This window comes from Affinundibacterium danionis, from assembly GCF_042432465.1.
In the GTDB taxonomy this organism is placed as follows: Bacteria; Pseudomonadota; Gammaproteobacteria; order Burkholderiales; family Burkholderiaceae_D; genus Undibacterium; species Undibacterium danionis.
In genome coordinates this window covers 318,200-344,695 of the sequence record NZ_JBHLXJ010000007.1, presented here as the reverse complement: position 1 = coordinate 344,695, position 26,496 = coordinate 318,200, and the positions used below count along the sequence as shown (strand labels likewise).

The window sequence follows — 26,496 nt, the reverse complement described above, 5'->3', positions numbered from 1 at the left end:
CTTATACCAGGACGCGCTCAATACCGCCGTTGTTCGCTTTGGCAACATACTCTGGCATCCAGTCTTCACCAAGAATATGGCGCGCCATTTCAACTACGATGTAATCGGCTTGGGTGCCGCTATCGTCGTTGTAGCGTGAAAGACCTTGCAAACACGACGGACAAGAAGTCAAAATTTTCACGTCGCCCTTGAAACCATCGTTACGCAATTTATCTGCACCTTTGCTCATCTCTTCTTCTTTACGGAAGCGCACTTGCGTCGAGATATCAGGGCGACTTACCGCGAAAGTGCCAGACTCACCGCAGCAGCGTTCGTTCTTTTCTATCTTCACGTTATCGACCGTCGTAATCAGGCTATTAATGGTCTTGCCCGACTCTTGCAATTTCATAGGATTGTGGCAAGGCTCGTGATACATATAACGCGTGCCCGTGACACCTTCTAGTTTGACATTTTTCTCCATCAAGAATTCGTGAATATCGACGATGCGACAGCCGGGGAAAATCTTATCGAATTCATAGGTCGCGAGTTGATCGTAGCATGTGCCGCAAGACACGACGACCGTTTTAATATCGAGATAATTCAGCGTATTCGCCATGCGATGGAACAGCACGCGATTATCCGTCATCATTTTTTCTGCTTTATCAAACTGGCCAGAGCCACGTTGCGGATAACCACAGCACAGATAGCCCGGCGGTAACACGGTTTGTACGCCCACATTCCACAACATCGCTTGCGTCGCTAATCCCACTTGCGAGAACAAACGCTCCGAACCACAGCCAGGGAAATAAAATACTGCTTCCGTGTCCGCCGTGGTGGTTTGTGGATTACGGATAATCGGTACGATTTTATCGTCTTCAATATCGAGCAAAGCACGTGCCGTCTTCTTCGGCAAATTGCCCGGCATTTTTTTGTTGATAAAGTGAATCACCTGCTCTTTAATTGGCGCTTTACCGACCGTCGCCGGTGGCGTTTTGGTTTGTGACTTGGCGAACTTTTTAAAGAACTCGTGACCAAAGCGCTGGGCTTTATAACCCCAGCCTATCATCACTTGACGCGTCGCATTGATGGTTGCCGGATCAGTCGCATTCAAGAAGAACATTGATGCAGCTGTGCCGGGATTGAATTTCTTTTGTCCCATTTTACGCAAGAGATTGCGCATGTTCATCGACACATCGCCAAAATCAATATCGACTGGGCAAGGATTCACGCACTTATGACAAACCGTGCAGTGATCCGCCACGTCAGAAAATTCATCCCAATGTTTAATCGAAATACCGCGACGCGTTTGCTCTTCATACAGGAAGGCTTCGACCAACAGAGACGTCGCCAAAATCTTATTGCGTGGTGAATACAAAAGATTTGCACGTGGAACATGCGTAGAGCAAACTGGTTTGCATTTACCGCAACGCAAGCAATCTTTCACGCTATTCGCAATTGCGCCGATATCGCTTTGTTGCATGATTAAAGACTCGTGTCCCATCAGGCCAAACGAAGGCGTGTAGGCATTGCGTAAGTCGGCAGCGAAGTCAGGCAGATTCAACAATTTGCCTTTATTGAAGCGACCTTCTGGGTCGATGCGCAATTTGTACGCACGGAAATCTTTGATCTCGTCTTCGGTCAAAAACTCTAACTTCGTAATGCCGATACCGTGTTCACCTGAAATAACACCATTCAAAGAACGTGCTAACACCATGATGCGCGCAACCGCATAATGCGCCACTTGCAACATGTCGTAATCATCGGAATTGACTGGCAAATTAGTGTGGACGTTGCCATCACCGGCATGCATGTGCAAGGCAACGAAGACACGGCTACGCAAGACTTTTTTGTGGATCGCCGTGCATTCATCCAAGATCAATTTGAACGCAGCACCGTTGAATATTTGACGCAAAGGCGCACGCACTTCTGTCTTCCAAGAGATTCTTACCGTGCGGTCTTGCACCACATCAAACAAACGTGCATCTGGCTGCTTTTGCAAGCGTTGTTCAAATACGAAATCGAGTTTATCTAAACCTAATTTGTTCAACTCCACACGCGCATCGCGCAAGGGTTGATCGAGCTGCGTCAACAAATACGTCCAACGTGCTGCAATATCACTCAGCAATTGATCCGCTTGTGAAACGCGATCTTCGAGCAATTCTGCCGCTGGAATATCATCGCCATCGGCATCTTCGCTTTTACCCAAAGGAAGGTTGCCACGCAGGACAAACTCTTTTAATGCAGCGATACACGCCAACTTATTTTGTATCGAGAGTTCAATATTGATACGTTCGATGCCGTCGGTATATTCGCCCATGCGATCGAGCGGAATCACCACGTCTTCGTTGATTTTGAACGCATTGGTATGCTTAGAAATCGCGGCGGTTTTGGCACGATCTAACCAGAATTTTTTACGCGCTTCCGGGCTCACGGCGACAAAGCCTTCTCCGACACGAGCGTTCGCCATGCGGATGACTTCGGAAGCGGCTTGCGCGACGGCGTTTTCATCGTCACCGACGATGTCGCCGAACAATGCCATCTTAGGGATGACACCACGTTTGGATTTGGTGGTGTAGCCAACCGCTTTTAAATAGCGTTCATCCAAATGTTCCAAGCCCGCGAGAATCGCGCCGCCTTTTTTGGTTTCGCCATCGAGGTAATCTTTGATCTCAACGATGCTAGGAATGGCATCACGCGCTTGTCCAAAAAACTCCAAACAAACCGTGCGGGCAAATTTTGGCATGCGATGCAAAATCCAACGTGCCGAGGTGATCAAACCATCGCAGCCTTCTTTTTGTACACCCGGCAAACCCGCGAGGAATTTATCGGTCACGTCCTTGCCCAAACCTTCTTTGCGGAAAGTGCGTCCGGGGATATTCAACAACTCTGTTTTAAATGGTGTCTTTTCGCCTGGATGGGTCCATTCCAATTGAAATTTCGCCACTTCCGCATCATGGATCTTGCCGAAATTGTGCTCAAGGCGCGTGACTTCCAACCAATCGCCATTCGGATCGACCATGCGCCATGACGCCAAATTGTCGAGCGCAGTGCCCCACAACACTGCCTTCTTGCCACCGGCATTCATGGCAACATTGCCGCCTATGCAGGACGCTTCAGCCGAGGTCGGATCAACCGCGAACACAAAGCCCGCTTTGTCTGCCGCATCTGACACGCGCTTGGTAACCACACCAGCACCAGAATAAATGACAGCGTAATCACGATCCGTGCCCGGCAAGCGCAGCATTTCTACAGCGCCGAGTTGTTCAAGTTTTTCGGTGTTAATCACTGCTGACATCGGCGTTAAAGGAATCGCGCCACCGGTGTAGCCCGTGCCACCGCCGCGTGGAATGATCGTCAAACCTAGCGTGATACACGATTTGACTAAGCCCGCCATTTCATCTTCGGTATCTGGGGTCAAGACGACAAATGGATATTCCACCCGCCAGTCGGTCGCATCCGTCACGTGCGAAACGCGGCTCAAACCGTCAAATTTGATATTGTCTTTGGCCGTATGTTTGGCTAATAACTTACTCGCTTTTTTACGTAGGTCGTAAGTATCACGAAATTCTTTAGAAAAATCGGCCACCGCCTTGCGCGCTGCGTTCACCAAAATCTCCACCGAATTACTGCGATCCGCATCTTCGGCATTAATGGAGTCGGTGGCGACACGACGTTTTTCTACTTCGTGCAAACGATGATTCAAAGCGTCGATCAAAGCTTGACGACGCTTGGGATTTTCCAGCATATCGTCTTGCAAATAAGGATTGCGGCGCACGACCCAAATATCACCCAACACTTCGTACAACATACGCGCAGATCGCCCCGTCTGCCGTTTGCCGCGCAAACTATCGAGCAAACTCCATGCATCTTCGCCTAGCAAGCGAATCACGATTTCACGGTCTGAAAATGAAGTGTAGTTATAAGGAATTTCGCGCAAACGCACAGGCGCTGCGCTAGCTTGGGCATCGTTGTCGTGATGCGGTGGTAGTCCTAAATGGTGGGCTGGAGCATTCATCTGCAAATGGTTAGACGGATATTAAAAACTCATTCTAGCCTATTGCGCTGCACCATGCTGAATCAGCCTTTACTTTTTTGCGGGTATCTTTTGATATATTGTGAAAAAGCCTGAGGAAATTCTGTTGAATTTCAAAAACTTTGAATATTTGGCATGAAATATGTGTCTTTTGCCAGATTTCTATCGTCGAATTTCAAAGCGCCTAAATTGGGTCTGTTTTTATCACGCATCGAAATACCGATTTTTCTGCTTAGTTCTGCTTAATTGATGCTAATAATAGTTACGTTGAAATAGCGGCTTTGCGCTCAAGCTCAGGTAAGTAGCCGTCTTTGGTCAAGCTATAACGTCGTTCGACTACCGCCTACCGTCAACCATCTGGTAGAAATAGCCGTATCCAAACAAGGCGGGTAAACTCTGCTTAACCTTAGTATTCTTAGTTTGCGTTCCGAGGAATAGGAACTGCAACTACTCCACCTCGTACAGGCCTACATCATGGATAGCAAAGAAATCTCGAACGCGTTATTGACACCTCCAGCCATGTTTGGATGGGATCGCATCAAAGTCGTTCTGGTGGGCACCCTCATACTCAGTATTATGATGAAGTTCACCTGGGCATCTTGGTGGGTGACGATTTTTATCCGTCTATTTTTTATCGCGATGATGCAATTAGCTGTATATGGCATTGTCGAGCGTTGGCCGAAACGCTTGCCACGCTGGGTCGCACGTTGGGTGCTTCAAATCGCGGCAGTGGCAATCGTGGTGCCATTTGCGGCTGCACTGGCCTATACCTTAACGACTATAGGCGACCCAGTTCCTTGGTACCAAGTCCAGGCAAAATTAGATGGATGTGGTCAGATGATAGGTGCTGGATTACTATTCTCGCCGTGGATTGCGATGTCGGCACTGTATCGCCACATCAATGGACAAGCACAGAGGCAAGCACTCTCGTTTGAGTTAGAACGTAGTGAGTTAGCACGCGATGCACTCGATTCGCGCCTGCGTCTATTGCAGGCACAAGTCGAGCCCCATTTTTTGTTTAATACTCTCGCGAATATACGCGAGTTGGTCGACTCGGGTTCTCCTCAAGCATCAACGGTATTGGCTAGCCTAATCGCGTATTTACGCGCGGCAGTGCCAAATCTGAGCAATGCAAAAACTAGCCTAGGACAAGAGCTGGAATTAGTGCGCGCCTACCTAGAATTAATGCATATGCGTATGCCGGATCGATTACAGTATGCATTCCATGTCGATGAAACGGCGCTCAAAGTACCCTGTCCTCCCATGACTTTACTGACCTTGGTAGAAAACGCAGTGCGTCATGGCATAGATCCGAGTGAGGAAGGTGGACAAATCGAGGTGAGCGTGCAATTAAAAAATGATCGTTGCGTGGCACAAGTGCGCGATACTGGCATTGGCTTAAGTAGCGACCAACAAAGCAAAGGCCTAGGCACTGGCTTAGCCAATCTGCGTGAACGTCTCCATTTAGTATTTGCAGATCAAGCACAACTCAGCTTAACTGCCCTTGAACCGCATGGCTTTCTGGCAGAAATTAACTTTCCAGTCCAACAGACTACTTCAACAAGCTATTTGTCATGGGAAATCAATATGAGCTCATCCCGCCCTACCGCACTGATCGCCGATGACGAACCTCTCTTGCGGAGCTCACTCACTCGCATGTTGGCGCAGACTTGGCCCGAATTAAGCATCGTCGCAGAAGCGCGCAATGGACGCGAAGCGGTCGAACAATACCAAGCACATAAGCCGACAGTATGTTTTCTCGACGTGCATATGCCAGGCATGACCGGCATCGAAGCTGCTCGACAAATCGGACGTGGCGTCCATTTAGTCTTCGTCACGGCCTATAGTGAATATGCGGTGGAAGCCTTCACCCAGGGCGCCTTGGATTATCTCGTCAAACCAGTCGATCCCGCGCGTCTCGCCGATACCGTTGCACGTGTACGAGAGCGTATAGGAAGCGCACAAGAAGCGCCCGACATCGAGAATTTATTGGATAAATTAGAAGCGCGATTACAGAAGAAAGCGGCACCAGAACCCTTGCGCTGGATTAAAGCCATGGTCGGTCAATCATTGCGCATGATCCCAGTCGCGGATATCGACTTCTTACGTTCAGATGAAAAATACACCTTAATCGCTTGGCGCGGCGAAGACGGCAAACCCGCTGAAGCCTTAATTCGCAGCTCACTCAAAGAACTGCTAGACCAACTCGACGCCACCCACTTTGTTCAAGTACATCGTTCAGTGGTGGTGAATATGAATATGGTGAGTCACGTGATGCGCGGGGAAAACGAGACGGCTACCGTGTTTATGAAAGGACGCACTGATAAGCTACCGGTGAGTCGTAGTTATTTGCACCATTTTAAGCAGATGTAGATTCTCGGCCGCTGATTTATCAGGTAAGGCCAAGTCAACGATCCATTGCAGCATTTAACTTAGCTACCGCATCCTGCTATGAGGATGCGGTAGCTAACAAGCCAAATTCAATTCCGTTTCTTCAACACCGCTTCCAAATCTTTCACCGTGCGCGGCAACTTGCCACTCATGTTGCGATTGCCTTCTGGCGTCACTAAGAGTACGTCTTCGATCCGTACGCCTATGCCGCGCCATTTGGCGTCTACATCGTTTGCATCTTTGGGAATATAAATGCCAGGCTCGACTGTCAATGCCATGCCCGGTGCCAAGACGCGCTGGCCACCACGTTTGCCGGCTTCCATTTGATAGTCGCCAGTATCATGTACATCAAGGCCTATCCAATGGCTAATCCCATGCATGGTGAAACGGCTGTAGGCACCGCTTTTGAAAACACTGTCTTTATCGCCTTTGAGTAAGCCAAGATCGACTAGACCATCACTCAGAATGCGCATGGCGGCGTCGAAGCCTTCATGATGAAGGCGACCGGGTTTAACTAAATCGATGGCCGCATTTTGCGCTTTCAATACTAATTCGTAGATGGCTTTTTGTTCCTTAGAAAACTGCCCCGACACTGGCCAAGTGCGCGTGACATCGGCCGTGTAGTAGCCGACTTCAGCACCCGCATCAAGGAGCATAAGTGACCCCGCTTCGATATCGTGATCATTGGTCAAATAATGCAAAACACAGCTATTTCGTCCTGTGCCAGCAATCGTATCGTAGCCAGTAAATCGAGCGCCTAAACTGCGCACTGTACCTTGAAAACCACCCGCAACTTCGCCCTCGTTCGCAGCAGTGAGCGATGCTTGCATTGCGGCCAAGTGTCCGGCCACCGTGACGTCGACTGCGCGTTGTAGCATGTCGATTTCTGCTGGCTGCTTGATCACGCGCATTTCTGCGATAAGGTGTCGTCCATCGACCAAAATACGCTTATGGGAAGAATGATTATTGTCGCTGCCAAAGGGATAAATCCAATCGAGCATTTTTCTACGGAAATCTTCATCAAAATTGGATACCAGCACAACGCGCTGCGCCTTGCTCACGACATTTTTTAAACTCTCTTCCGCGGCGGGAAAGGACTCCGCTTTATTGGCACCGAGTTTTAATGCGCCCTCAACACCCAGTCGCGCACCATCATAAGCTTCACGACGCTGGTCGCGCTTGCGTACATACAAGGTGTAGGCTTGATTGCTATCCGCATCCAATACCGCGACCGCTTCCGCTTCTTCGACTCCCGTTAAATAGTAAAAATCCGAATCTTGCCGATACATGTGCGTGCTGTCGCCATTACGATTTTGTTCTGGCATCGATTTGATGACAGCAATGGTGCCGGGGCCCATTTTTTTGAGCTCAGCGAGCAAACGAGCGCGATTTTCAGAGAAAAAACTAGCGGGTAAACGCACCGCATGAAAGCCTTGTTTAGTGACGACTGTGGGCACTGCGGGAACTGCTGGTGCAGCAACACTGTTTAGACAAAATGGCGCAGTGAATACGCACAGCAAAGTAGACAGAGAAAAAAGACGGGAATACATCGTGAAGACTCCAATTTAGAATTGACCAGCAAAGTCATTTGCCAAGCGGCGAAAAACCACACTCTGCATCCTACGTCAAAAGTCGAATCCCAAACAATGCATTTACTTAAATAGTGTTGCCCTGAGCAAGTAATTTTCGTTTTAAGTAGCACATTTTTAACAACAAATACCATCCCAAATGGCTAACGCTAGTGATCTTCCACCCGTCTCATCATCCATCCCACTATTCGATTTTCACCTGTAACACCTGTAACTCATCGAACGCCAACCGCAACTCATGGTGAGCAAACCGTAACCCGTCCGATTTTGATAGTAAGCCTAGGGGCTAGCGGCGGATACTTCATTATCGATTGCAGCTTGAATTCACAGCTTAAATTCGCAGCTTGCAATCATTTCTAGCACTAGGCACCGATTCATCAATCAAGGAAATGACTATGACGACCTTCACTCCACCGCCATCTCGCATACGCCATGCCACCATGGTATCGCTGTTATTGGCGCCGTTACTAAGCTCCGTGCTAGTGACGAAATCAGCGCAAGCACACGAATACAGCGCCCTCATCAAAGCAAAAAAATATGCCGAAGTGGAACGTGCGATTAGTAGCAAATTGGCGACTGATGCCAACTATGCCGATGCTTTGGTCGCCAAAGTAGATTTGATTTTAATTACTGGCAAAGTCACACAACTCGATGAAGGCGTGAAGCTAGCCGAGCAATGCATTACCAACAATCCCAAAAATTCTGAATGCCATGAAGCACTGGGCAATGTGCTAGGCATCAAAGCAGAAAAAGGCGGCATGATGGCGGGTATTAGCTCGCTAGGCAAAATACGCGACGCTTTCAAAAAAGCCATAGCACTAGATCCCAAGAATTTCTCTGCGGCCAATTCCTTAATGACTTTTTATTTGGAAGTACCTAGTTTAATGGGTGGCAGTAATTCAAAAGCGAAAGATGTGATTGCAGAAACACAGAAAGTCAGTCCAGCGGCGGCGAGCCTACTGCAAGCAAAGTTTGATCTCAAAGATGAAGAACTGGAAAAAGCGAAAACTGGCGTTTTAGGGGTGAATAGTAGTGGCAACCCTGTCATCGCACAATTACAGAACGATATTGCCGTCGACATCGCTCAAACCTTCGTCAAAGAGAAAAAATTTCTGGATGCGGAAAAGATGTTTCGTGAAGTCATTCAACGCTTTCCTGATTCCGCAGTCGCGCACCTCGGACTTGGCAGATCATTACAAGAGCAAGGCAAAGCAAAAGAAGCGCTGCCTCATTTAGAGAAATCCTTAAGTATGGAGAACACTGGCGCCGTGCTTTATCGACTCGGTAAAACTTGGCAAGCCTTGGGCGATAAAACCAAAGCCATTTCTTTCTTTGAAAAAACTCTAGCCTACACCCCCGCCGTAAGCGCAAAAACTCGCGCAGACGCAGAAGAGCAGTTAAAGCTGCTGAAGTGAACTCCGTTCCAACAATCTACGAAAACAAAACACTAGGAAAAATCATGAATGAAGTCTCTCTCACTCGCCTTTATGTATTACGCGCGATGTACTTGTTGGTCGTTGTCGGGCTGGCGCTAAGCTTATGGCCAGGCGTATTCGCCTCTAAAAAACCGTTCTCAGCATGGGAATTTTTTCGCGGGGTAGAAACGACTATGATGGCGGCATTTTGGTTACTATGTGTGCTAGGTATTCGTTATCCTTTACAACTCTTACCTGTGCTGATGTGGGAATTATTGTGGAAGACAATTTGGTTAATTGCCGTACCATTACCACTCTGGTTGAATGGAACACTCGATGACAAATTACTGCCGAATGTGTTTGCAATTGGGGCAGTCATACTCGTGTATGCCGCGATTCCTTGGTCTTATGTTTATCGTCACTATCTAAAAAAACAAGGTGATCAATGGCGCAAAGCATAGCCATAAATCGGGACAGCCACTGAGTCATCACCAGCAGTCTACCTATACAAAAGCTAAATCATGAAAAAAATTCTACTAAAAAGTTCGTATGCGTTACTCGGTTTGGTCGCGCTTGCAGGTGGCTTGTTTGTTTGGTTTCTCTACACGCCCGATCCAGAAATACCGCCCTTGTCTGGCATCTTCACCAAGAGCACGATTGAAGTCGACGGCAAACAATACACTTACCGCACTTACCTGCCGAAGGGCATGCGCAAAGCTGCGCCCTTAGTCATCGTCATGCATGGTTCGGGGCAAAATGGATCGCAGATTCGCTTAGAGACGGGTTACGGCTTTGACCGTCTTGCGGATCAGTATGGTTTCGGCGTGGTTTACCCTAGCGCCAGTTCTTTTGATTGGAACGACTGTAGCAAAGTGGGCGATTTTAAAGTTGATGGACGCGAACTAGACCACGTTAAATTGTTGACCTTGCTCACCGATAAACTGATTGCAGAAAACGGCTTCGACCCCAAACGCGTTTTTGCAACGGGCGTGTCATCGGGTGGCTTTATGTCCTTGCGCTTAGCGGTAGAAGCCCCCACGCACTTTCGCGCGGTGGCGGCGGTCTCGGCGAATTTGCCCGTGGCGGATAATTTTAAATGCGCTACTACCGGATCAAGCACATCGGTCATGCTGATGAATGGTACTGAAGATCCTATCGTTCACTATGACGGAGGTGAAACCAGTCTGTTCGGTCTGTTCTACAAAGGCGGCATACTCAAATCGTCGCGAGAGTCTGCACGGTTTTTCGCCAATCTCCATCAAATTGGTGATGCGCCTTTAATTAGTAACGACGAAAAATCCAATGTCGAGCGCGCACTTTGGCGAAGTGACAGAACAAGCGAAGGCAAAAAAGAAGTGGAACTCGTGACCATCGCCGGTGGTGGCCACGGCATGCCGCAAGCCTACTGGAAACGCCCACGCTTACTTGGCCCTTCACCCATGACACCCAACGGACCAGCATTGATTTGGGATTTCTTTTCACGACAAAGCGAATAGACCAATTTGATGTAGGAATATGAATTATAGGTTGCGCTATTCAACATTCACAACACACACACAACATTCACAACATTCTTTGAGAACTTTCATGTTTAAAACTATTCTTATGATGACAGCACTTCACCTGAGCCTTGCCGAACCGATCCAAGCGCAAACCATTGGCGATGCCCAAATGGCGTTTAACAAAAAGGACTACGGCACTGCGCTCCAGCTTTATCAACCGTTCGCAGAAGCAGGAGATAGCATCGCGCAACATCGCATGGCGTTGATGTATTTCAATGGCTTAGGGCGGCCAAAAGACTTTCAGCAAAGTTTGTACTGGTTTACTAAAGCAGCAGACAATGGGCTATTAACTGCGAACTACAATATTGGTTTGCATTACGCCAATGGCTATGGCGTTGCTGTCGATCTTGCCAAGGCCCTAAGCTATTACCTCAAAGATGCCGAGAAAGGCTTGGCGTCAGCGCAATCGAACCTCGGACAAATGTATGAGAATGGACTAGGCACCGAAATTGATATCGCTAAAGCCTTGTATTGGACACGTAAAGCGGCGGAGCAAGGATTAGCGGCCGCGCAACACAATCTCAGTACTTTCTACATCAACGGCAAAGGTGTAGAAAAGAATTTAGAACAAGCGGCCATATGGGCATCCAAGGCGGCCCAGCAAGGTGAAGCCAAAGCACAAAATAATCTTGGCAACTTCTATGCTGATGGTATTGGCTTTGCCAAAGACGATACGCAAGCATTCAATTGGTTTAGCAAAAGCGCAGACCAAGGCTTCATTGACGCACAGAGCAATCTTGCTAGCTTCTATGAATTGGGACGAGGTGTGAATAAAAATATCTCGCAGGCCATCCTTTGGCATCGTAGAGCGCTTCAACAAGGCAGTGTGGTTTCCATGCACCGCCTAGCAGCAATCTACCTAGATGGTCGTGCTGGACAAAAAGATTTACCACAAGCGTTTGATCTATTTAGTCGCGCGGCCAACGCAGGCTACCCACCGTCACAAACGAATTTAGCAACTATGTATGCGCGTGGCGAAGGTGTCAAGTCGGATATCGTTAAAGCCTATTTTTGGTTTACTTTAGCTGCCGAAAAAAATGATGCCCAAGCGATAGAAAGCCTCGCCATCGCCGAGAAACTCATCACAAAAAAACAGCGCGCTGAAGCACAGGTTTTGCTGAGTAACTCGAAAAAGGTGAATTAAATCGGTGATGTTGATGTATCTTTTTCTTTATTTATGTTCGTAAAGATGCACCATAAATATTTAGAATCTTTTATGATTATTTCTCCACGCATCTATATTTGAGCTATCGAAATTTGGATCGGGAAGCGCACCTGTGCTAACACATAATGGGCATCATAGATTCAAATTTCGGTCACGGAGTCGGTTTTACGGAGGTCTCTATCAAAAAGTGCAGACGCAAAACCCCATAACCCAAGCCCACATGAAACCTAGCCCAACCAAGAAGCAATGCCATGCCAAAATCCTTCTGGAACACTCAGGAGCAAATAGGTCATAACGAGATAACGTAAAAATTTGCCGATTGCCATATACAACATACATGGCAAGGCGGGCAGTTTTAGCCAACCACCCACGGCGCAAATCGGATCGCCAATAATAGGCAGCCACGCGAGTAACATGGTCTTTGCACCGTAGCGCTCCAACCAGCCAAACCAGGGACTTTTTCGTTCTTTGGCGAAGGTCTGCTTTGCTTCATAGCCGATAAAATAATTCAGCATGCCGCCTAAAGTATTTCCTACGGTGGCGACGAAGATGGTCAACCAGAACAATTCTGGATTAGCTTTGATCATGGCGAATACCGCTGGCTCAGAGCCCATCGGCAATAAAGTTGCCGAAACAAAGCTAATCACAAAAACTGCCGTCAAACCGATTTTTGAAATAGCGAAAACACTAAACAACCAAGCAATAGCCGCTTCTATCATGGCTTTTTCATTAAGGATGAGGAGGGATACATTATAATGATTCGAACAGGACTTAAATAATTTGCGCTTATTTCAACGCCGGTGTCGGGCACTACCCTTGTCCGCAGGCAGAAATAAGTTGATAGCCGGTGCCATCGCGCTGGCGACAAGGTCGATACTGCGCTTATCAATACAGTATCGCTACACCCGCTAAAAAAGCGGTGTTGCATGATGTCCGAATTTGACATTTGACTCTCGTTTTTGAAAATAGAATTCATCCATGGCTACCGATTATCTGAAAAAAATCCTAACTGCCCGCGTCTATGACGTGGCATTTGAAACTCCGCTGGAATTGGCACCCACGCTTTCGAAGCGTATGGACAACCAAATTCACTTTAAACGCGAAGACATGCAAAGTGTCTTCAGTTTCAAACTACGTGGTGCTTACAATAAGATTGCGCACTTATCTTCAACACAACTCAAGCGTGGCGTGATTTGCGCTTCGGCTGGTAATCATGCACAAGGTGTGGCATTAAGCGCGAGGCGCGTTGGCTGTAAAGCAGTGATTGTGATGCCAACCACCACACCACCAGTCAAAATTGATGCGGTGCGCGCACATGGTGGCGATGCCGTCGAGATCGTGTTGCAAGGTGAATCGTATAGTGATGCCTACGATCATGCTTTGACCTTAGAAAAAAAACGCAAACTCACTTTCGTGCATCCGTTTGATGATCCGGACGTGATTGCGGGTCAAGGCACGGTCGGTATGGAAATTTTGCGTCAACATGCAGGCCCTATCCACGCGATTTTTGTCGCCATCGGTGGTGGTGGTTTAATTGCTGGTGTTTCTGCTTATATTAAAGCGGTGCGCCCTGACATCAAAATTATCGGTGTGCAAACCGTGGATTCCGATGGCATGTATCGCAGCCTGAAAGCTGGCAAACGAGTGACACTCAATGATGTTGGTTTATTCTCCGACGGTACTGCAGTCAAGTTAGTTGGAGAAGAAACATTCCGTCTCGCGAAGCAGTATGTGGATGAAGTGATCTTAGTCGACACGGACGAAGTTTGCGCTGCGATTAAAGATGTATTCCAAGACACACGATCGATTTTGGAACCCGCTGGTGCCTTGGCTGTCGCAGGCTGCAAAGCGTATATTGAACGCGCCAAAGCAAATAAAAAGCCGCTAAAAAATGAAACCATGGTGACCATCGCTTGCGGTGCGAATATGAATTTCGACCGCCTACGTTTTGTCGCGGAACGCGCTGAGGTCGGTGAAGCACGCGAAGCGGTGTTTGCCGTCACCATCCCAGAAATCCAAGGTAGCTTTAAACGCTTCTGCGAACTAGTTGGCCCACGCAACGTGACAGAGTTTAACTACCGTATCAGCGATAAAAAAGAAGCGCATATTTTCGTTGGTGTTCAAGTTACCAATCGCGAAGAATCCAGCAAAATCGCCAAGAATTTTATCAAGCACGGCTTCCCGACTTTGGATTTAACCGATGATGAATTGGCCAAACTTCACATCCGTCATTTGGTCGGTGGCAAGAGTGAATTAGCTGAAAACGAGCTGTTATATCGCTTTGAATTTCCAGAACGTCCTGGCGCCCTAATGCGCTTCTTAAACAGCATGGCACCGAATTGGAATATCAGCTTGTTCCACTACCGCAATCACGGCGCCGACTACGGTCGTACTTTAGTCGGTTTACAGGTACCGAAAAAAGAGATGAAAGCATTTAAAGAATTTTTGAATGGCCTAGGATATCGCTATTGGGATGAAAGCGAAAATCCTGTTTATAAACTTTTCCTAGGATAAAAACTATGACGCTGGGAATGTCTTTTCACTTATCACTTATCACTTATGACGTATCACTCACTAAGTTTAAAAATGTAGGGCGGGTGTAACCCGCGCCGCCAGACCATCAATCAACTGAATAGCGCGGGTTGCACCCGCCCTACATGAATACTTTGACTTAGTGATATTGAATTTGAGATTAATGTTAAGCATCCAGATCTAATTTTTGATAGAAATACGCACTATGAGCACTTCCAATAATTCACCAGAACAATCGCAACTCGGCAAAACATCGGCGTATCAAACGCACTATGATCCTAGCTTAATTTTTCCAATTCCTCGTGCCGAAAAGCGTGCTGAAATTGGTCTAAAAATTGTCGATGGCATGGCAGTCAATCTACCTTTTTTCGGGATGGATTTTTGGAATGCTTACGAAGTCTCTTGGTTGAATTTACGTGGCAAGCCGCAGGTGGCGATACTCAGCGTCTTTGCCCCTGCCGACTCGCCAAATATCATTGAATCAAAATCCTTCAAACTGTATTTGAACTCATTTAATCAAACCAAATTGGCGGGTACGGATGCACTACTGAGTTTGCTGCAAACAGATCTCTCGAATGGATTCGGCGCGCCCGTGCAAATTACTCTCACACCACAAGAGCAATTTGGAAAAGCCGAATTTCATGAATTAGATGGTTTGCTATTAGATCGTTTGGATATCGAAGTCGATCACTATTCGCCTATCCCTGAAATCTTAAGTGCGGATCACAGCCAAGCAGCGATTGAGGAAAGCTTAGTGTCGCATTTGCTGAAATCGAATTGTTTAGTCACCGGCCAACCTGACTGGGCTAGCGTACAAATTCAATACGTCGGTGCACCTATCGATCAAGAAGCCTTATTGCGTTACCTGATTGGCTTTAGAAATCACAATGAATTTCATGAGCAATGCGTAGAGCGTATTTTTTGCGACATCATGCAACACTGCAAACCGCAAAAACTTTCTGTATACGCTCGTTACACGCGTCGTGGAGGATTAGATATCAATCCTTGGCGTAGTAATTTTTCTACGGGGAAAATGCCTTCCAACTTGCGTAATGCCCGACAATAAGTGCGATAGAAAGTACAACGAAAAATCAGTATTTTTTTGTGTTTTATCTGATAAAAGTCAAGTTCAGCTTGTTTTGCTGTTTCGCATACGACACATTTTTTTGTAAATTTTCTTTCACTAAAAAAGATGTTTATACTTGCTGATCACTACTGCTTAGAGTACATTTACTTGTTTTTTTCATAAATTCGCTGCGGTCATAACTTGGTGAATTTGCTAAGCTTACCGACTATTTAATTAGGCACTTTGTACTGACCACGTATCTATGTATCTTCAGAATTGGCAATCGCTGCTGGAACAACATGCACAAGACGCTATCATCGTTTTAATCGAGGGAACGATAGTTCATGCCAACCCATTAGCAATTAAATTAATACGTGCAAAAAATCTCAATGAAATTGCAGGAATGCGTTGGAGTAGCTTTTTGCTATTCAAACAGGCAAATAAACTCAAAACACATTTGCAATCAGGGAGTAGCATATTACCCAACGCGATTGCCGAATTTTGTGAGCTACAAACTCGCGATGGTCAATCCCTAGAAGTCGAAGTCCGTCTGCATAGCTTTCCCCTACAACGCCAAACCGCCTATGTCTTACGTTTGCGTGACTTGCAAACCCAGCCAATTGCCAAAACCTTCCAACTACAAACCTTCAGTGCAGGCTTGGCGAGCAATGGTTTAAATCATGAAGCATTACATCACGAGAAAGAAATTCTCGAGATGATTGCATTAGACAATCCGCTGACACAAATCTTGCAAGATGTTTGCGATCGTATGGAGCGCTTGCTCGACAATGGCTCGATTTGCGCGATTATGCTGTATGACAGCGACACAGAAAAATTAAAGCTAGCGGCAGCCCCCTCAATGGAAGCCGAATTTCTGAATGAGATCGACCATTTGGAAATAGGTTTGGGCAGTTGGTCCTGTGGTGTTGCCATACAAACGGGCAATATCAAAATCGTGGAAGACATCGCTGCCAGCGAACTCTGGTTTCAGAATAAGCAAACACCAACCCGTTACGGTTTTCGCTCTTGCTGGTCGGTGCCGATCAAAACAGCATTCAATACCTTACTAGGCACGGTCGATATTTATCACCGAACCCATCGTCACCCGAGTGACGATGAACAAACCTTGATCATGGACGCTATGCATGTCATCGCGCTGGCCATCGACAAGAAAAATATGGAACAAAGTTTGGCCACCAGCGAGGATCGTTATCGCTCGGTGGTGAACAACTTGACCGAAGGCATTATGGTCATCGCGCCTGGCGGTAAGATCTTGACCTGCAATCCAAGCGCTCGACAAATTTTAAAAATAACAGACATTGAAAGCATGGGGCGGCGCCACCGCTACTTCAAACGAATTTTTCGAGAAGATAGCAGTGAGATAAAAATTGGGGAAGATCCCGCATCACTCGTACTGAAAAATGGTGAGCCCATCACTAGTTTGTCTCTTGGTTTAGAGCTAATTGATCAAACTATAGTATGGCTGTTAGTCAATGCACAACCGATCAATTCCTCACGCAATAACAAAACTGAAGCGGTGTTAATTTCCTTCACCGACACTACCGAAGTACGCGAAACAGAACGTCAATTGCAATATATCGCAACACACGACGCATTAACGGGATTGCCCAATCGCCATCAGTTACATCAACGACTGGAATATGCGCTGTCACATGCCGATGAACAAAAAGTCGCAGTGATATTTCTGGATCTCGACCACTTCAAAAACGTCAACGATACCGCAGGTCATGCCGCGGGTGATGGCTTGTTATGTGATGTGGCGAAACGACTCTCTTCATGCATACGCGCGACGGATATGCTGGCGCGCCTTGGTGGTGACGAGTTTGTGATTGTGGTCGAAGAATTTGCGACGGCCCAGCATCTAAAGGAATTAGCCGATCGCATCTTGATCAAGATGAGCGAACCCTTTGTGATCGAACAGCATCAGTATCACTTAGGGACCTCGATTGGTATCAGTGTATTTCCACACGATGGCACAGATGGACCTACCTTACTACGTTGTGCTGATTCTGCTATGTATCTAGCCAAGGAACTTGGGCGTAACAACTACCAATTTTTTACTTCCGACTTGATGATACGAGCTCAACACCGCTACACCTTAGAGCGCAATCTACGACGCGCCTTAGTGGATGATGAGTTCCTCTTATATTATCAACCTAAAGTCAGCTTGGTCGATGGCAGCATCATCGGTGCGGAAGCCTTAATACGTTGGCAAATGCCGGACATAGGTCTGGTCGCGCCGAATGAATTTATCCCCTTTGCCGAAGAAATTGGCCTGATTGTCCCGATTGGTCGTTGGGTACTTACCAAAGCCTGCGAGCAAGCACAACAATGGCGTCAAACATATAAGATAGATTTCAAAATCAGTGTCAATATCTCACCACGTCAATTTCAAGACCCCAAATTGCCACAGTTTATTTTGGAAGTTTTACTGCAAAGTGGCTTACCAGCTCATGCATTGCAATTAGAAATTACCGAAGGCTTGCTGATGGTCGAAGCTGAGCATCTGAGTTCGGTATTTGATGCCATCAAAACGCTAGGTATTAGCATATCGCTCGATGATTTCGGCACTGGATTTTCGTCTTTATCTTACCTACAACGTTTCCCTATCGATAATCTAAAAATCGATCGTTCATTTATCCGCGAAATTCCTGAAAATCAAGATTCTGTCGTACTCACTAAGGCGATTATTGCGATGTCTAGCGCCTTAGGTATGAGTGTTACAGCTGAAGGAGTTGAGAATCTGGAGCAGATGGAATTTTTAAAAGAAGCCGGTTGCGATGAGATACAGGGATTTTATTTCAGTCGCCCTGTTTCAGTTGATAGTTTTTCTGCACTATTGCGTCAGCATAGTATCACCCGACTTTAAGCTCATCTAGGCTGATTTAAAGTAAAAAGGACAACTAAAAGTACCGCTAACAAAATTCGGAAGGAAATTCGCTTCGCGCTTAAAAGAAGCCTATAATCGCGGTCTTATCTTACCGCCCAATTAGCCAAGCTTACACGGTAGCATCATCTAGGCAATTTCGCACAGTACATTGGCAAAATATAACAGGTGGTCAACTTGCAATAGGCTCACATTAAGTAACATGACGAATATCGCAAAAATTCTTCCCCTTGAGAATGTCTTATTGGACTTGGATGTCTCCAGCAAAAAACGCGCTTTTGAACAAGCTGGCCTGCTTTTCGAAAATAATTGCAGTATCGCCCGTTCTACCGTGTCCGATAATTTATTTGCCCGCGAACGCCTTGGTTCTACCGGTTTAGGGCATGGCGTGGCGGTGCCACATGGTCGTATCAAGGGCTTAAAAAATCCTATCGCAGCGTTTGTTCGCTTACAAGATGCTATTCCATTCGAATCGCCAGATGGATTGCCGGTCAAAGTCTTGATCTTTCTCTTAATGCCCGATAATGTGACACAACAGCATTTAGAAATTTTGTCAGAAATCGCCGAGATGCTCTCAGATGACGCCTTCCGCGATGCCCTGCAAACCGAACAAGATGCGAGTTTAGTCTACAAGCGCATTATTACTTGGGAACCAAAATCGCTATAACTAAGTAGCTATAATTTAATCATCTAATTAGATGAACTTAAGCGCGATGCACACTAGTTGCAGCTGAATTGAATCAATCCTCTGCGACACGCTCGGTAATTTTTCCTAGCGATTTTCTCAAGATCGATATTTGAAGTTTGACGTTTGACGTTTGACGTTTGTTTGATGAAGCCGAGTAAGCCTTATGCCACTAACGACAGAATTAACCATACAAAAAATCTTTGACGACAATCGCGATACACTACAACTGGGCTGGTTCGCTGGTTTTTCTGGCGGCGACAAACAGATTACCGATGATGCCACAGCGTCGTCTGATCAAGTCGGTCACTTGAACTTAATCCACCCTGGCCGTATACAAGTTCTCGGCCATCAAGAAATCGATTATTTCCACCGCTTGTCGCCTGGATCGCGCGCCAATCTGATTAAAGAATTAGTAGCTGGCCAACCGCCGGCGCTAATCGTAGCGCAAGGTTTAGAATCGCCACAGACATTTTTAAATGTCTGTGACGACAATAATATCCCCTTGTTTTCGACCCCCTTACCCGCAGCCCAGGTTATTGATTATTTGCGCGTCTATCTTTCTAAAAAGCTGGCGCCGCAAGTCACTATGCACGGCGTATTTATGGATGTATTAGGTGTCGGCGTTTTGATTACCGGTGAATCTGGTCTAGGCAAGAGTGAGTTAGGTTTGGAATTAATTTCACGCAGCCACGGCCTTGTGGCCGACGATGCCGTCGAGTTTTCGCGCATAGCTCCAAATATGATAGAAGGTCGCTGCCCTCCTATCCTGCAAAATTTATTAGAGGTGCGCGGTCTAGGTTTGCTAGATATCAAAGCCATTTTTGGTGAGACCTCGGTGCGTCGTAAGATGCGTTTAAAATTGATTGTTCATCTGGTTCGTCGTAGCACCTTGGAAGAAAACTATGAGCGTCTACCGATTGATTCTCAAACTGAAGATGTGCTTGGCTTACAAATCAAGAAAGTAGTTATTCCGGTTGCCGCAGGCCGCAATATCGCGGTGCTGTTAGAAGCTGCAGTGCGCAATACCATACTGCAATTGCGTGGCATTAATACTCTAGAAGAATTCATGGACAGGCAACGCCGTGCAATGGACGAAACGCTGGGATAAAGTATTATGCAGATCTTATTAATTTCAGGCATCTCCGGTTCGGGCAAATCGGTTGCATTGAATGTCATAGAGGATGCCGGCTTTTATTGCGTAGATAATTTACCACCCAGCCTGCTTATCGAATTACTCAGCACTTTGCAAGCAGAAGGTGTCAACAACGTCGCTATCGCGATTGATTCGCGCAGTATTCAACAACTGCAATCCATGCCTGCCAATATACAAAAGCTACGCGCAGCGGGACATGAATTAAAAGTGCTGTTTTTGACAGCGAGCTCAGAAACGCTGATCGCTCGTTTTTCAGAAACACGACGCAGCCATCCCCTATCTCATCATTTACAACAACAGCAATTCACCTGCCAGCCTTTAAGTCTGACTGAATGCATCGCGAAAGAACGTGAATTACTAGAACCTTTACAGTTTCTCGGTCACGTAATTGACACCTCTTACTTAAGCGCCAATACGCTACGTAATTGGATTAAGGATGAGATAGGTGTTGAACAAGCACCGCTGATATTAATGTTTGAATCCTTCGCCTTTAAAGTCGGCGTTCCACTCGATATCGATTTTGTGTTTGACGTCAGGATACTGCCCAATCCGCATTACGACCACGCCTTGCGACCGCTGACCGGTCGCGATCAAGCGGTCATTGATTTTCTCGAAGCGCAACCAATGGCACAGGATCTATATACGGACATTCGCCGCTTTATCGAAAAATGGTTACCTTCATTCAAACACGATAATCGCAGCTATTTAACGATAGGCATAGGTTGCACAGGTGGGCAACATCGTTCTGTGTACATGGTAGAGAAACTAGCGAAACATTTTCAACAAACCGAAAAGGTTTTAATACGACATCGCCAAACACACTAATGTCTAATCCTAAAATCAAAAAAGCCGTTCAGCATTTTTCAACATTTAGCTGAACGGCAGTTTTGCATCATGCTACATAACAGTATTTACTCCATCACGACCTGACGCATTTTCTTAGAAACGAACGACAGACTCGCAATCACTATCCCAGTGCATACTAGCAAAGCAATGGCAATCGAGTTCAGGCTGACCAATTCACCTTTCAACACTTGATTCATCATTTGTGTTTGCGCCATAACGGGCACCCAGCCCAACCACGCAGGTTCTTTACCCGGATTTAAAATAAAGAATAAGGGCAAGAACGACACTGTCAAACTCAATAACTGATTACGTACATTGGCTTCTTTAAAGGTTTTGCATGTCAGCGACAATGCCACCTGCAAAGACGATAGTGCTGCTGCTAAAGGCAGCAATACCACCAAAAATGCCAAGGCATCTTTTACACCAAACTGAAACTCGGCACGTAAGGCTTCATTCGCAATTACGGATTGCGCGGGGAAGAAACTAGACACGGTCAAAATTACAATCAAAACACTGACCGAAGCCACCGCCGCTGTTTTACCTACCGCTAATTGCAAGCCAGAGACAGGGTTCATCATCAAAGGCTCCAGTGAACCACGTTCACGTTCACCCGCCGTGCTGTCAATCGCGGCAAACATCCCACCCATCACAATCGCCATGATCAAGACCATAGGCAACATACCGGTAATCGTCACCTTGCGCTCATCAGGACGACTAATATGACGTTCCTTCACCGTGATCGTTTGTAGCAGATCAGGCGAAATACCGCGCATCATCAAATCCAAACCACTACGCTCTTGCACATAACCATTCAATAAGCGACGCAGCGGCCCCAAGCCCATCTCAGCCTGACGATTCGACGTGTCATAGGCGATTTCTAATTCAACGCGTTTAACTTGCGCCAAGCTGTTTTCAAAGTTCTCGGGGATCAGTAAAACGGGTTTAGTCAATTCCTTATTGCGCGACTTTTCTTCATAGTCGGCAGGCGCTTGTTTAATTTGATAGCCTTGGCGCAAGATGTAATTTTCTAGGCCTGGTGCATCTTTCATATTCACTGCCATCACGGTACGATCAACTGCCTGAGATTCAACCTGCGACATTACGGTAGAGAACACAAACAACAACACTGGCACCAAAAGCAATGAGCTCGCCAATACCATCATTAGAGTGCGACGATCACGCATCGCATCAGAAATTTCTTTCCAATAAATCGCTAATATTTCTCTCATGCCAAACTCCCTTGCTTCAATGTTGCTGCCGCGTTGCTGGTACTTGCTTTCGCAGAATCGGCAGTATTGGATTGCTGCTTGTCTAAGAACGCCAATTTGACGAAGGCGTCTTCAAAATCATTTTCCTGCGCCTGCAACATCAACTCAGAGACGGTGCCAGAAGCCACGGTTCTGCCTTGCGCCACGATCACGACTGTGTCACACAAACGCTCCACTTCTTGCATGATATGAGTGGAAAAGACGATGCATTTGCCGCCACCTTCAGGTGTTCTTAACCAGCGCAAAAATTCACGCAACGCACGAGTTGCAACCACGTCCAAGCCATTGGTTGGCTCATCCAAAATAATGTTTTTAGGATCGTGTATCAAAGCGCGCGCCAAGGCGATCTTCATTCTCTCTCCTTGACTAAAACCCTCAGTTCTACGCTCTAGCAACTTATGAATCTCCAACCAATGCGCTAACTGATCCGTACGTTTTTCTATCAAGGCTTTATCCATGCCGTGTAGCTTGCCGTAGTACTGTATATTTTCACGGGCAGTCAGGCGTGGATACAAACCACGAGCATCCGACAAAATACCGAGGCGCGCTTGTGACGCCATTTGCCCTTCTTTGACTTGCACCTCATCTATCTTGATAGAGCCGCTATCCATTTTTAACATCGATGCAACCATACGCAGGCTAGTCGTTTTACCTGCGCCATTGGCGCCAAGCAAACCTAAAATCGCGCCATCTTGTGCCGTAAAACTGACGCCATTCACTGCCTTCACTTTTTCGGAACTACGCACACCAATACCAAATTTAGGCTTACCTAATTTGACAAATTCTTTGTGTAAGTCTTCTACAATAATCATCTTATTCTCCTGCTTTCTTCGCTTCGGCCGTGGCCGCGCTATCGTTACTTGATACTGGTGGTAACCAAACCAATGGCCGTGGAATTTGACGGACACAACTCGCATCCACTTTTAACGCCTCATCATCGCTCTTCGCAGCGAGAAACTTATCGACAAGCTCGCGCACACAACCATACATGAGTACACCATGTCCCAAATTGTCCACGCTGATATGACGAGCTTTGCTACCGAGTGCTTTGGTCATTTGCTCGCCATTACGGGTAGGCGTCACTGGATCAATCCCGCCACTCAAGAGCAATACTGGTGACTTAGAAACGGGCGTTGTAAAGAATTCTTTGGGGATGTCTGCGCGCGGCCAATTGGCACAAACTTTGTCATACATCTCCCCCATTCTGGCGGTAAATTCATCATTGCTCGCGCTTGCTGCACGTGGCTTTGCATAGGCTTCGCTACACCAAACTGAATAATGCATGCCCATGGTTAAACCGCCAGGTCCAGCTTGATTAAAGCTACCACTCAAACTTAATAAAGGATCGAGCTTTCCTTTTTCTGCTTGCGTAATGGCATACGGCAAAGCGGCTGTCATGGTCGGTGAATACAAAGCTTTAAACACCATACCAATCAAATCATCGCTCAGTATTTTGGTACTGACAGTGCTGAGGGTACGTGAATTTGTAAAAGTAAATTGACGCGGCGTATTGCTCAACAGTCGTTTCCACGTGCCGGCCAAATCAGGATAAGCGGCATTACAACGCGTATTTTTCAAGCAATCTGCAAACACGCCGTCTAAGGCTGGCTTAGCATCAGATGCCAATAAATTCAGATCGGGTGGTACCACACCATCGATCACCAAACGGCGCACTGATTGAGGAAATTGACGTAAATATTCCAAGCCTACGCGCGTACCGTAAGATGCACCGACCAAATTAACCGCACTGTAATTTTGCGCAACACGAATGGCTTCTAAATCTTGAACGGCGATACTCGTGCTATAGAATCGCAAATCACCATGAGGCAATTTCTGCAAACTTTGCATACAAGCCTGCGTCAATTTCAAGGCCCCCTCTTTATCGAGAATCTTCTCGCTCGCTTCTAATTCAGTACAACGCAAAGGAGCGCTTTTCCCAGTGCCACGTTGATCAACAAATACTAGATCGCGACGACGATTGAGCTTACCCAAAACAGCATCACCAAAACCCGCTGCTTCGACCGCACTTTGGCCTGGACCACCGGCTAATAAAAATACGGCGTCGGGTAATTTATTTCTATCTTTGGATGGCAGCACGACATAATGCACGTCGATTTTTTTACCATCTGGTTTTGCTGGATCAAGTGCTCTCTGTATTTGTCCACATCGCACCTCCTGTGGAAAACTAGAAATACGGCAAGGCTTAGTGTCGGCCAGAGCGGACTGCCCATAGGCTGACAAACTCAAAGCGGAAAGACAAAGTACGCGTCTAAATGCTGGATTGATCAAGATACACTCCTTAGCTACAAATTCGGAAAAATGACTCTAACAACAGAGCGTCATTCTAGCGATAAGTATAAGAAAAATGTGCAAATGTGACCAAATCCGAACACGCGTGACGAAGTACGAAAAATCAGGAATGAATTCAGATTGAGCTTAAGTTCTCAATTAAGTCTTAGACTAAGTACGAGGCTAAGTTCGAGACGGAGTTTCAGATTGAATTAATGTCTCGCGCTTTTTGCCGATGCGTTAGAAAACACCACATGAACTAAAAGCGAGCCCCCAATTAAGCAAAAATTATCCAAAATTTGAGCAAAACTAATCTCACTTTAAGCTTAGCAAAAGTGCTTTCACAGGAGCCGGTAAAGCCGTCTGCTCCATTTGAGCTAAGGGATACCATGCGACATTTTGTTCACCAACAAAATGAAAGCGTTGCGATAAGCGAAAATGTAGGGGGCGTATATACAATTTAAAATGAGTAAAACCATGCGTCAGCTCGGGTAAATCCGTCGATGACGCAATATCACCAAAGCGTTGCACAGATTCCACCACGCGTTGTTCCAAACGTAGCAGAGAAGGATCTGCCAACAAGCGGGACTCGCCATTCGTGTCATTTATGTCATTCGTTTCGTTCATCTCATGCGCTTGAAACAAATCTGGCGCTAGCGCTTTACCATCACCCGCTTGCATACCATCAAGCTCAGGTAAAGACAACAAGCCACCCCAAATACCACTATCTGGCCTTTGTTCCAACAAAATTTCACCCTCGTGTTCTAAGACTAGAAGCACCGTATGTTTTTCTTTTTGTTCGCGCTTCGGTTTACGCACAGGCAATTCAGCCGTACGGTGCGTAGCATGCGCCACGCACACTGCTTGCAAGGGGCAACGCTGGCAAGCTGGGCTACTGCGAGTACATAAGGTAGCCCCCAAATCCATCAGGCCTTGCGTATAAGATTGAATATCCTGCTTAGGCAACAAAGCATTCGCCCGCAACCATAAATCATCTTCTACAGGTTTGGCGCCGGGAAAACCTTCTATGCCAAATACGCGAGCAAAGACACGCTTAACATTGCCATCAAGAATCGCAGCCAAAGTACCGTAAGAAAACGCAGCCACCGCCGCCGCCGTGGAACGACCGATACCAGGCAACTCTTGCAACAAGGCAGGATCATCAGGAAAATGGCCCTGATATTTTTCCACGACCTGTTTAGCGCATTGATGCAAATTACGCGCTCGCGTGTAATAGCCCAAACCAGCCCACAAGGCCATAACCTGTTCGCTTGGCGCCGCAGCTAAATCATGCACGGTGGGGAAATTTTCTAAAAATCGCTGGTAATAAGGAATGACCGTCGTAACCTGAGTTTGTTGCAGCATGATTTCAGACAACCAAACGCGGTAAGCGTCATTGGTCTGTTGCCACGGTAGGCTATGGCGCCCATGCTGCTTTTGCCAAGTGATCACCGCATTTGAAAAGCTGGGATCGTAATACGGTGATTCTTCTTGTACTGCCTGATTGATACGAATCACTTTTTTGACACGCTTCTCATCTTGCCTACCATCAGACTTCGTTAATGCTTTTTTCATGTAACCACAATTCGATTCGAATTCAATTTAGCTTTTT

General features: G+C 46.6%; 18 protein-coding genes. 11 read left to right on the top strand and 7 right to left on the bottom strand.

Features of this window, described 5'->3' with window-relative positions:
• Nucleotide 1: 1 nt before the first annotated feature.
• Nucleotides 2-3,994, bottom strand: coding sequence for a DUF3683 domain-containing protein (locus ACFFJH_RS07190; protein WP_390211280.1), 3,993 nt, complete (start codon nucleotides 3,992-3,994; stop codon nucleotides 2-4).
• Nucleotides 3,995-4,486: 492 nt separating this feature from the next.
• Here ACFFJH_RS07190 and ACFFJH_RS07185 point away from each other — a divergent pair, with 492 nt between their 5' ends.
• Nucleotides 4,487-6,385 carry a response regulator gene (locus ACFFJH_RS07185; protein WP_390211279.1) on the top strand — a complete coding sequence of 633 codons (1,899 nt, stop codon included), beginning with the start codon at nucleotides 4,487-4,489 and terminating at the stop codon, nucleotides 6,383-6,385.
• A 107-nt stretch (nucleotides 6,386-6,492) separates the two neighbouring features.
• Here the strand turns inward: ACFFJH_RS07185 and ACFFJH_RS07180 are convergent, their stop codons facing one another.
• Nucleotides 6,493-7,953: an aminopeptidase P N-terminal domain-containing protein gene (locus ACFFJH_RS07180; protein WP_390211278.1), complete on the bottom strand. Its 1,461-nt coding sequence runs from the start codon at nucleotides 7,951-7,953 to the stop codon at nucleotides 6,493-6,495.
• Nucleotides 7,954-8,387: 434 nt separating this feature from the next.
• On the opposite strand from ACFFJH_RS07180, the gene ACFFJH_RS07175 reads away from it, so the two are divergent.
• The 4 genes from ACFFJH_RS07175 to ACFFJH_RS07160 all read left to right on the top strand — a co-directional run bounded on the left by ACFFJH_RS07175 (nucleotide 8,388) and on the right by ACFFJH_RS07160 (nucleotide 12,113).
• Nucleotides 8,388-9,407: a tetratricopeptide repeat protein gene (locus ACFFJH_RS07175; RefSeq protein ID WP_390211277.1), complete on the top strand. Its 1,020-nt coding sequence runs from the start codon at nucleotides 8,388-8,390 to the stop codon at nucleotides 9,405-9,407.
• 44 nt (nucleotides 9,408-9,451) lie between these two features.
• Nucleotides 9,452-9,868 carry a hypothetical protein gene (locus ACFFJH_RS07170; protein ID WP_390211275.1) on the top strand — a complete coding sequence of 139 codons (417 nt, stop codon included), beginning with the start codon at nucleotides 9,452-9,454 and terminating at the stop codon, nucleotides 9,866-9,868.
• A gap of 60 nt (nucleotides 9,869-9,928) precedes the next feature.
• Nucleotides 9,929-10,903 (top strand): CE1 family esterase, encoded by a 975-nt coding sequence (locus ACFFJH_RS07165; RefSeq protein WP_390211274.1) that lies wholly within the window; start codon nucleotides 9,929-9,931, stop codon nucleotides 10,901-10,903.
• 91 nt (nucleotides 10,904-10,994) lie between these two features.
• A complete protein-coding gene (locus ACFFJH_RS07160) occupies nucleotides 10,995-12,113 on the top strand; it encodes an SEL1-like repeat protein (RefSeq protein ID WP_390211273.1) in 1,119 nt (372 codons plus the stop codon).
• A 248-nt stretch (nucleotides 12,114-12,361) separates the two neighbouring features.
• Here the strand turns inward: ACFFJH_RS07160 and ACFFJH_RS07155 are convergent, their stop codons facing one another.
• Nucleotides 12,362-12,853, bottom strand: coding sequence for a YqaA family protein (locus ACFFJH_RS07155; protein WP_390211270.1), 492 nt, complete (start codon nucleotides 12,851-12,853; stop codon nucleotides 12,362-12,364).
• A gap of 259 nt (nucleotides 12,854-13,112) precedes the next feature.
• On the opposite strand from ACFFJH_RS07155, the gene ilvA reads away from it, so the two are divergent.
• From ilvA to rapZ, 6 genes are all read left to right on the top strand, one after another.
• A complete protein-coding gene (ilvA, locus tag ACFFJH_RS07150; RefSeq protein ID WP_390211269.1) occupies nucleotides 13,113-14,648 on the top strand; it encodes a threonine ammonia-lyase, biosynthetic in 1,536 nt (511 codons plus the stop codon).
• A gap of 223 nt (nucleotides 14,649-14,871) precedes the next feature.
• Nucleotides 14,872-15,732 (top strand): NADPH-dependent 7-cyano-7-deazaguanine reductase QueF, encoded by an 861-nt coding sequence (gene queF, locus ACFFJH_RS07145; protein ID WP_390211268.1) that lies wholly within the window; start codon nucleotides 14,872-14,874, stop codon nucleotides 15,730-15,732.
• Between the two features lie 262 nt (nucleotides 15,733-15,994).
• Nucleotides 15,995-18,622, top strand: a complete 2,628-nt coding sequence (locus ACFFJH_RS07140; RefSeq protein ID WP_390211267.1) for a sensor domain-containing phosphodiesterase — start codon at nucleotides 15,995-15,997, stop codon at nucleotides 18,620-18,622.
• Nucleotides 18,623-18,842: 220 nt separating this feature from the next.
• Nucleotides 18,843-19,307 carry a PTS sugar transporter subunit IIA gene (locus ACFFJH_RS07135; protein WP_390211266.1) on the top strand — a complete coding sequence of 155 codons (465 nt, stop codon included), beginning with the start codon at nucleotides 18,843-18,845 and terminating at the stop codon, nucleotides 19,305-19,307.
• 184 nt (nucleotides 19,308-19,491) lie between these two features.
• The gene (gene hprK / locus ACFFJH_RS07130; RefSeq protein ID WP_390211265.1) at nucleotides 19,492-20,436 is read left to right on the top strand and encodes an HPr(Ser) kinase/phosphatase; all 945 of its coding nucleotides are present in this window, start codon (nucleotides 19,492-19,494) and stop codon (nucleotides 20,434-20,436) included.
• Nucleotides 20,437-20,442: 6 nt separating this feature from the next.
• The gene (rapZ, locus tag ACFFJH_RS07125) at nucleotides 20,443-21,306 is read left to right on the top strand and encodes an RNase adapter RapZ (protein WP_390211263.1); all 864 of its coding nucleotides are present in this window, start codon (nucleotides 20,443-20,445) and stop codon (nucleotides 21,304-21,306) included.
• Between the two features lie 86 nt (nucleotides 21,307-21,392).
• Here rapZ and ACFFJH_RS07120 read toward each other — a convergent pair whose 3' ends face one another.
• From ACFFJH_RS07120 to mutY, 4 genes are all read right to left on the bottom strand, one after another.
• The gene (locus ACFFJH_RS07120) at nucleotides 21,393-22,556 is read right to left on the bottom strand and encodes an ABC transporter permease (protein WP_390211261.1); all 1,164 of its coding nucleotides are present in this window, start codon (nucleotides 22,554-22,556) and stop codon (nucleotides 21,393-21,395) included.
• Nucleotides 22,553-23,407 (bottom strand): ABC transporter ATP-binding protein, encoded by an 855-nt coding sequence (locus tag ACFFJH_RS07115; protein WP_390211259.1) that lies wholly within the window; start codon nucleotides 23,405-23,407, stop codon nucleotides 22,553-22,555. Before ACFFJH_RS07115 ends, ACFFJH_RS07120 begins: the two co-directional genes overlap by 4 nt.
• A 1-nt stretch (nucleotide 23,408) precedes the next feature.
• Nucleotides 23,409-24,884, bottom strand: coding sequence for an alpha/beta hydrolase (locus tag ACFFJH_RS07110; protein WP_390211257.1), 1,476 nt, complete (start codon nucleotides 24,882-24,884; stop codon nucleotides 23,409-23,411).
• Nucleotides 24,885-25,199: 315 nt separating this feature from the next.
• Nucleotides 25,200-26,459: an A/G-specific adenine glycosylase gene (mutY, locus tag ACFFJH_RS07105; RefSeq protein WP_390211256.1), complete on the bottom strand. Its 1,260-nt coding sequence runs from the start codon at nucleotides 26,457-26,459 to the stop codon at nucleotides 25,200-25,202.
• Nucleotides 26,460-26,496 lie beyond the last annotated feature (37 nt).

Bases quoted from the DNA above. Each gene is read 5' to 3' on its own strand.
- ACFFJH_RS07155 (WP_390211270.1), bottom strand. From the start codon at position 12,853: ATGATAGAAGCGGCTATTGCTTGGTTGTTTAGTGTTTTCGCTATTTCA.
- mutY (WP_390211256.1), bottom strand. From the start codon at position 26,459: ATGAAAAAAGCATTAACGAAGTCTGATGGTAGGCAAGATGAGAAGCGT.
- hprK (WP_390211265.1), top strand. From the start codon at position 19,492: ATGCCACTAACGACAGAATTAACCATACAAAAAATCTTTGACGACAAT.
- ACFFJH_RS07180 (WP_390211278.1), bottom strand. From the start codon at position 7,953: ATGTATTCCCGTCTTTTTTCTCTGTCTACTTTGCTGTGCGTATTCACT.
- ilvA (WP_390211269.1), top strand. From the start codon at position 13,113: ATGGCTACCGATTATCTGAAAAAAATCCTAACTGCCCGCGTCTATGAC.
- ACFFJH_RS07175 (WP_390211277.1), top strand. From the start codon at position 8,388: ATGACGACCTTCACTCCACCGCCATCTCGCATACGCCATGCCACCATG.
- ACFFJH_RS07135 (WP_390211266.1), top strand. From the start codon at position 18,843: ATGACGAATATCGCAAAAATTCTTCCCCTTGAGAATGTCTTATTGGAC.
- ACFFJH_RS07185 (WP_390211279.1), top strand. From the start codon at position 4,487: ATGGATAGCAAAGAAATCTCGAACGCGTTATTGACACCTCCAGCCATG.
- ACFFJH_RS07140 (WP_390211267.1), top strand. From the start codon at position 15,995: ATGTATCTTCAGAATTGGCAATCGCTGCTGGAACAACATGCACAAGAC.
- ACFFJH_RS07160 (WP_390211273.1), top strand. From the start codon at position 10,995: ATGTTTAAAACTATTCTTATGATGACAGCACTTCACCTGAGCCTTGCC.
- ACFFJH_RS07115 (WP_390211259.1), bottom strand. From the start codon at position 23,407: ATGATTATTGTAGAAGACTTACACAAAGAATTTGTCAAATTAGGTAAG.
- ACFFJH_RS07165 (WP_390211274.1), top strand. From the start codon at position 9,929: ATGAAAAAAATTCTACTAAAAAGTTCGTATGCGTTACTCGGTTTGGTC.
- ACFFJH_RS07170 (WP_390211275.1), top strand. From the start codon at position 9,452: ATGAATGAAGTCTCTCTCACTCGCCTTTATGTATTACGCGCGATGTAC.
- ACFFJH_RS07120 (WP_390211261.1), bottom strand. From the start codon at position 22,556: ATGAGAGAAATATTAGCGATTTATTGGAAAGAAATTTCTGATGCGATG.
- queF (WP_390211268.1), top strand. From the start codon at position 14,872: ATGAGCACTTCCAATAATTCACCAGAACAATCGCAACTCGGCAAAACA.
- rapZ (WP_390211263.1), top strand. From the start codon at position 20,443: ATGCAGATCTTATTAATTTCAGGCATCTCCGGTTCGGGCAAATCGGTT.
- ACFFJH_RS07190 (WP_390211280.1), bottom strand. From the start codon at position 3,994: ATGAATGCTCCAGCCCACCATTTAGGACTACCACCGCATCACGACAAC.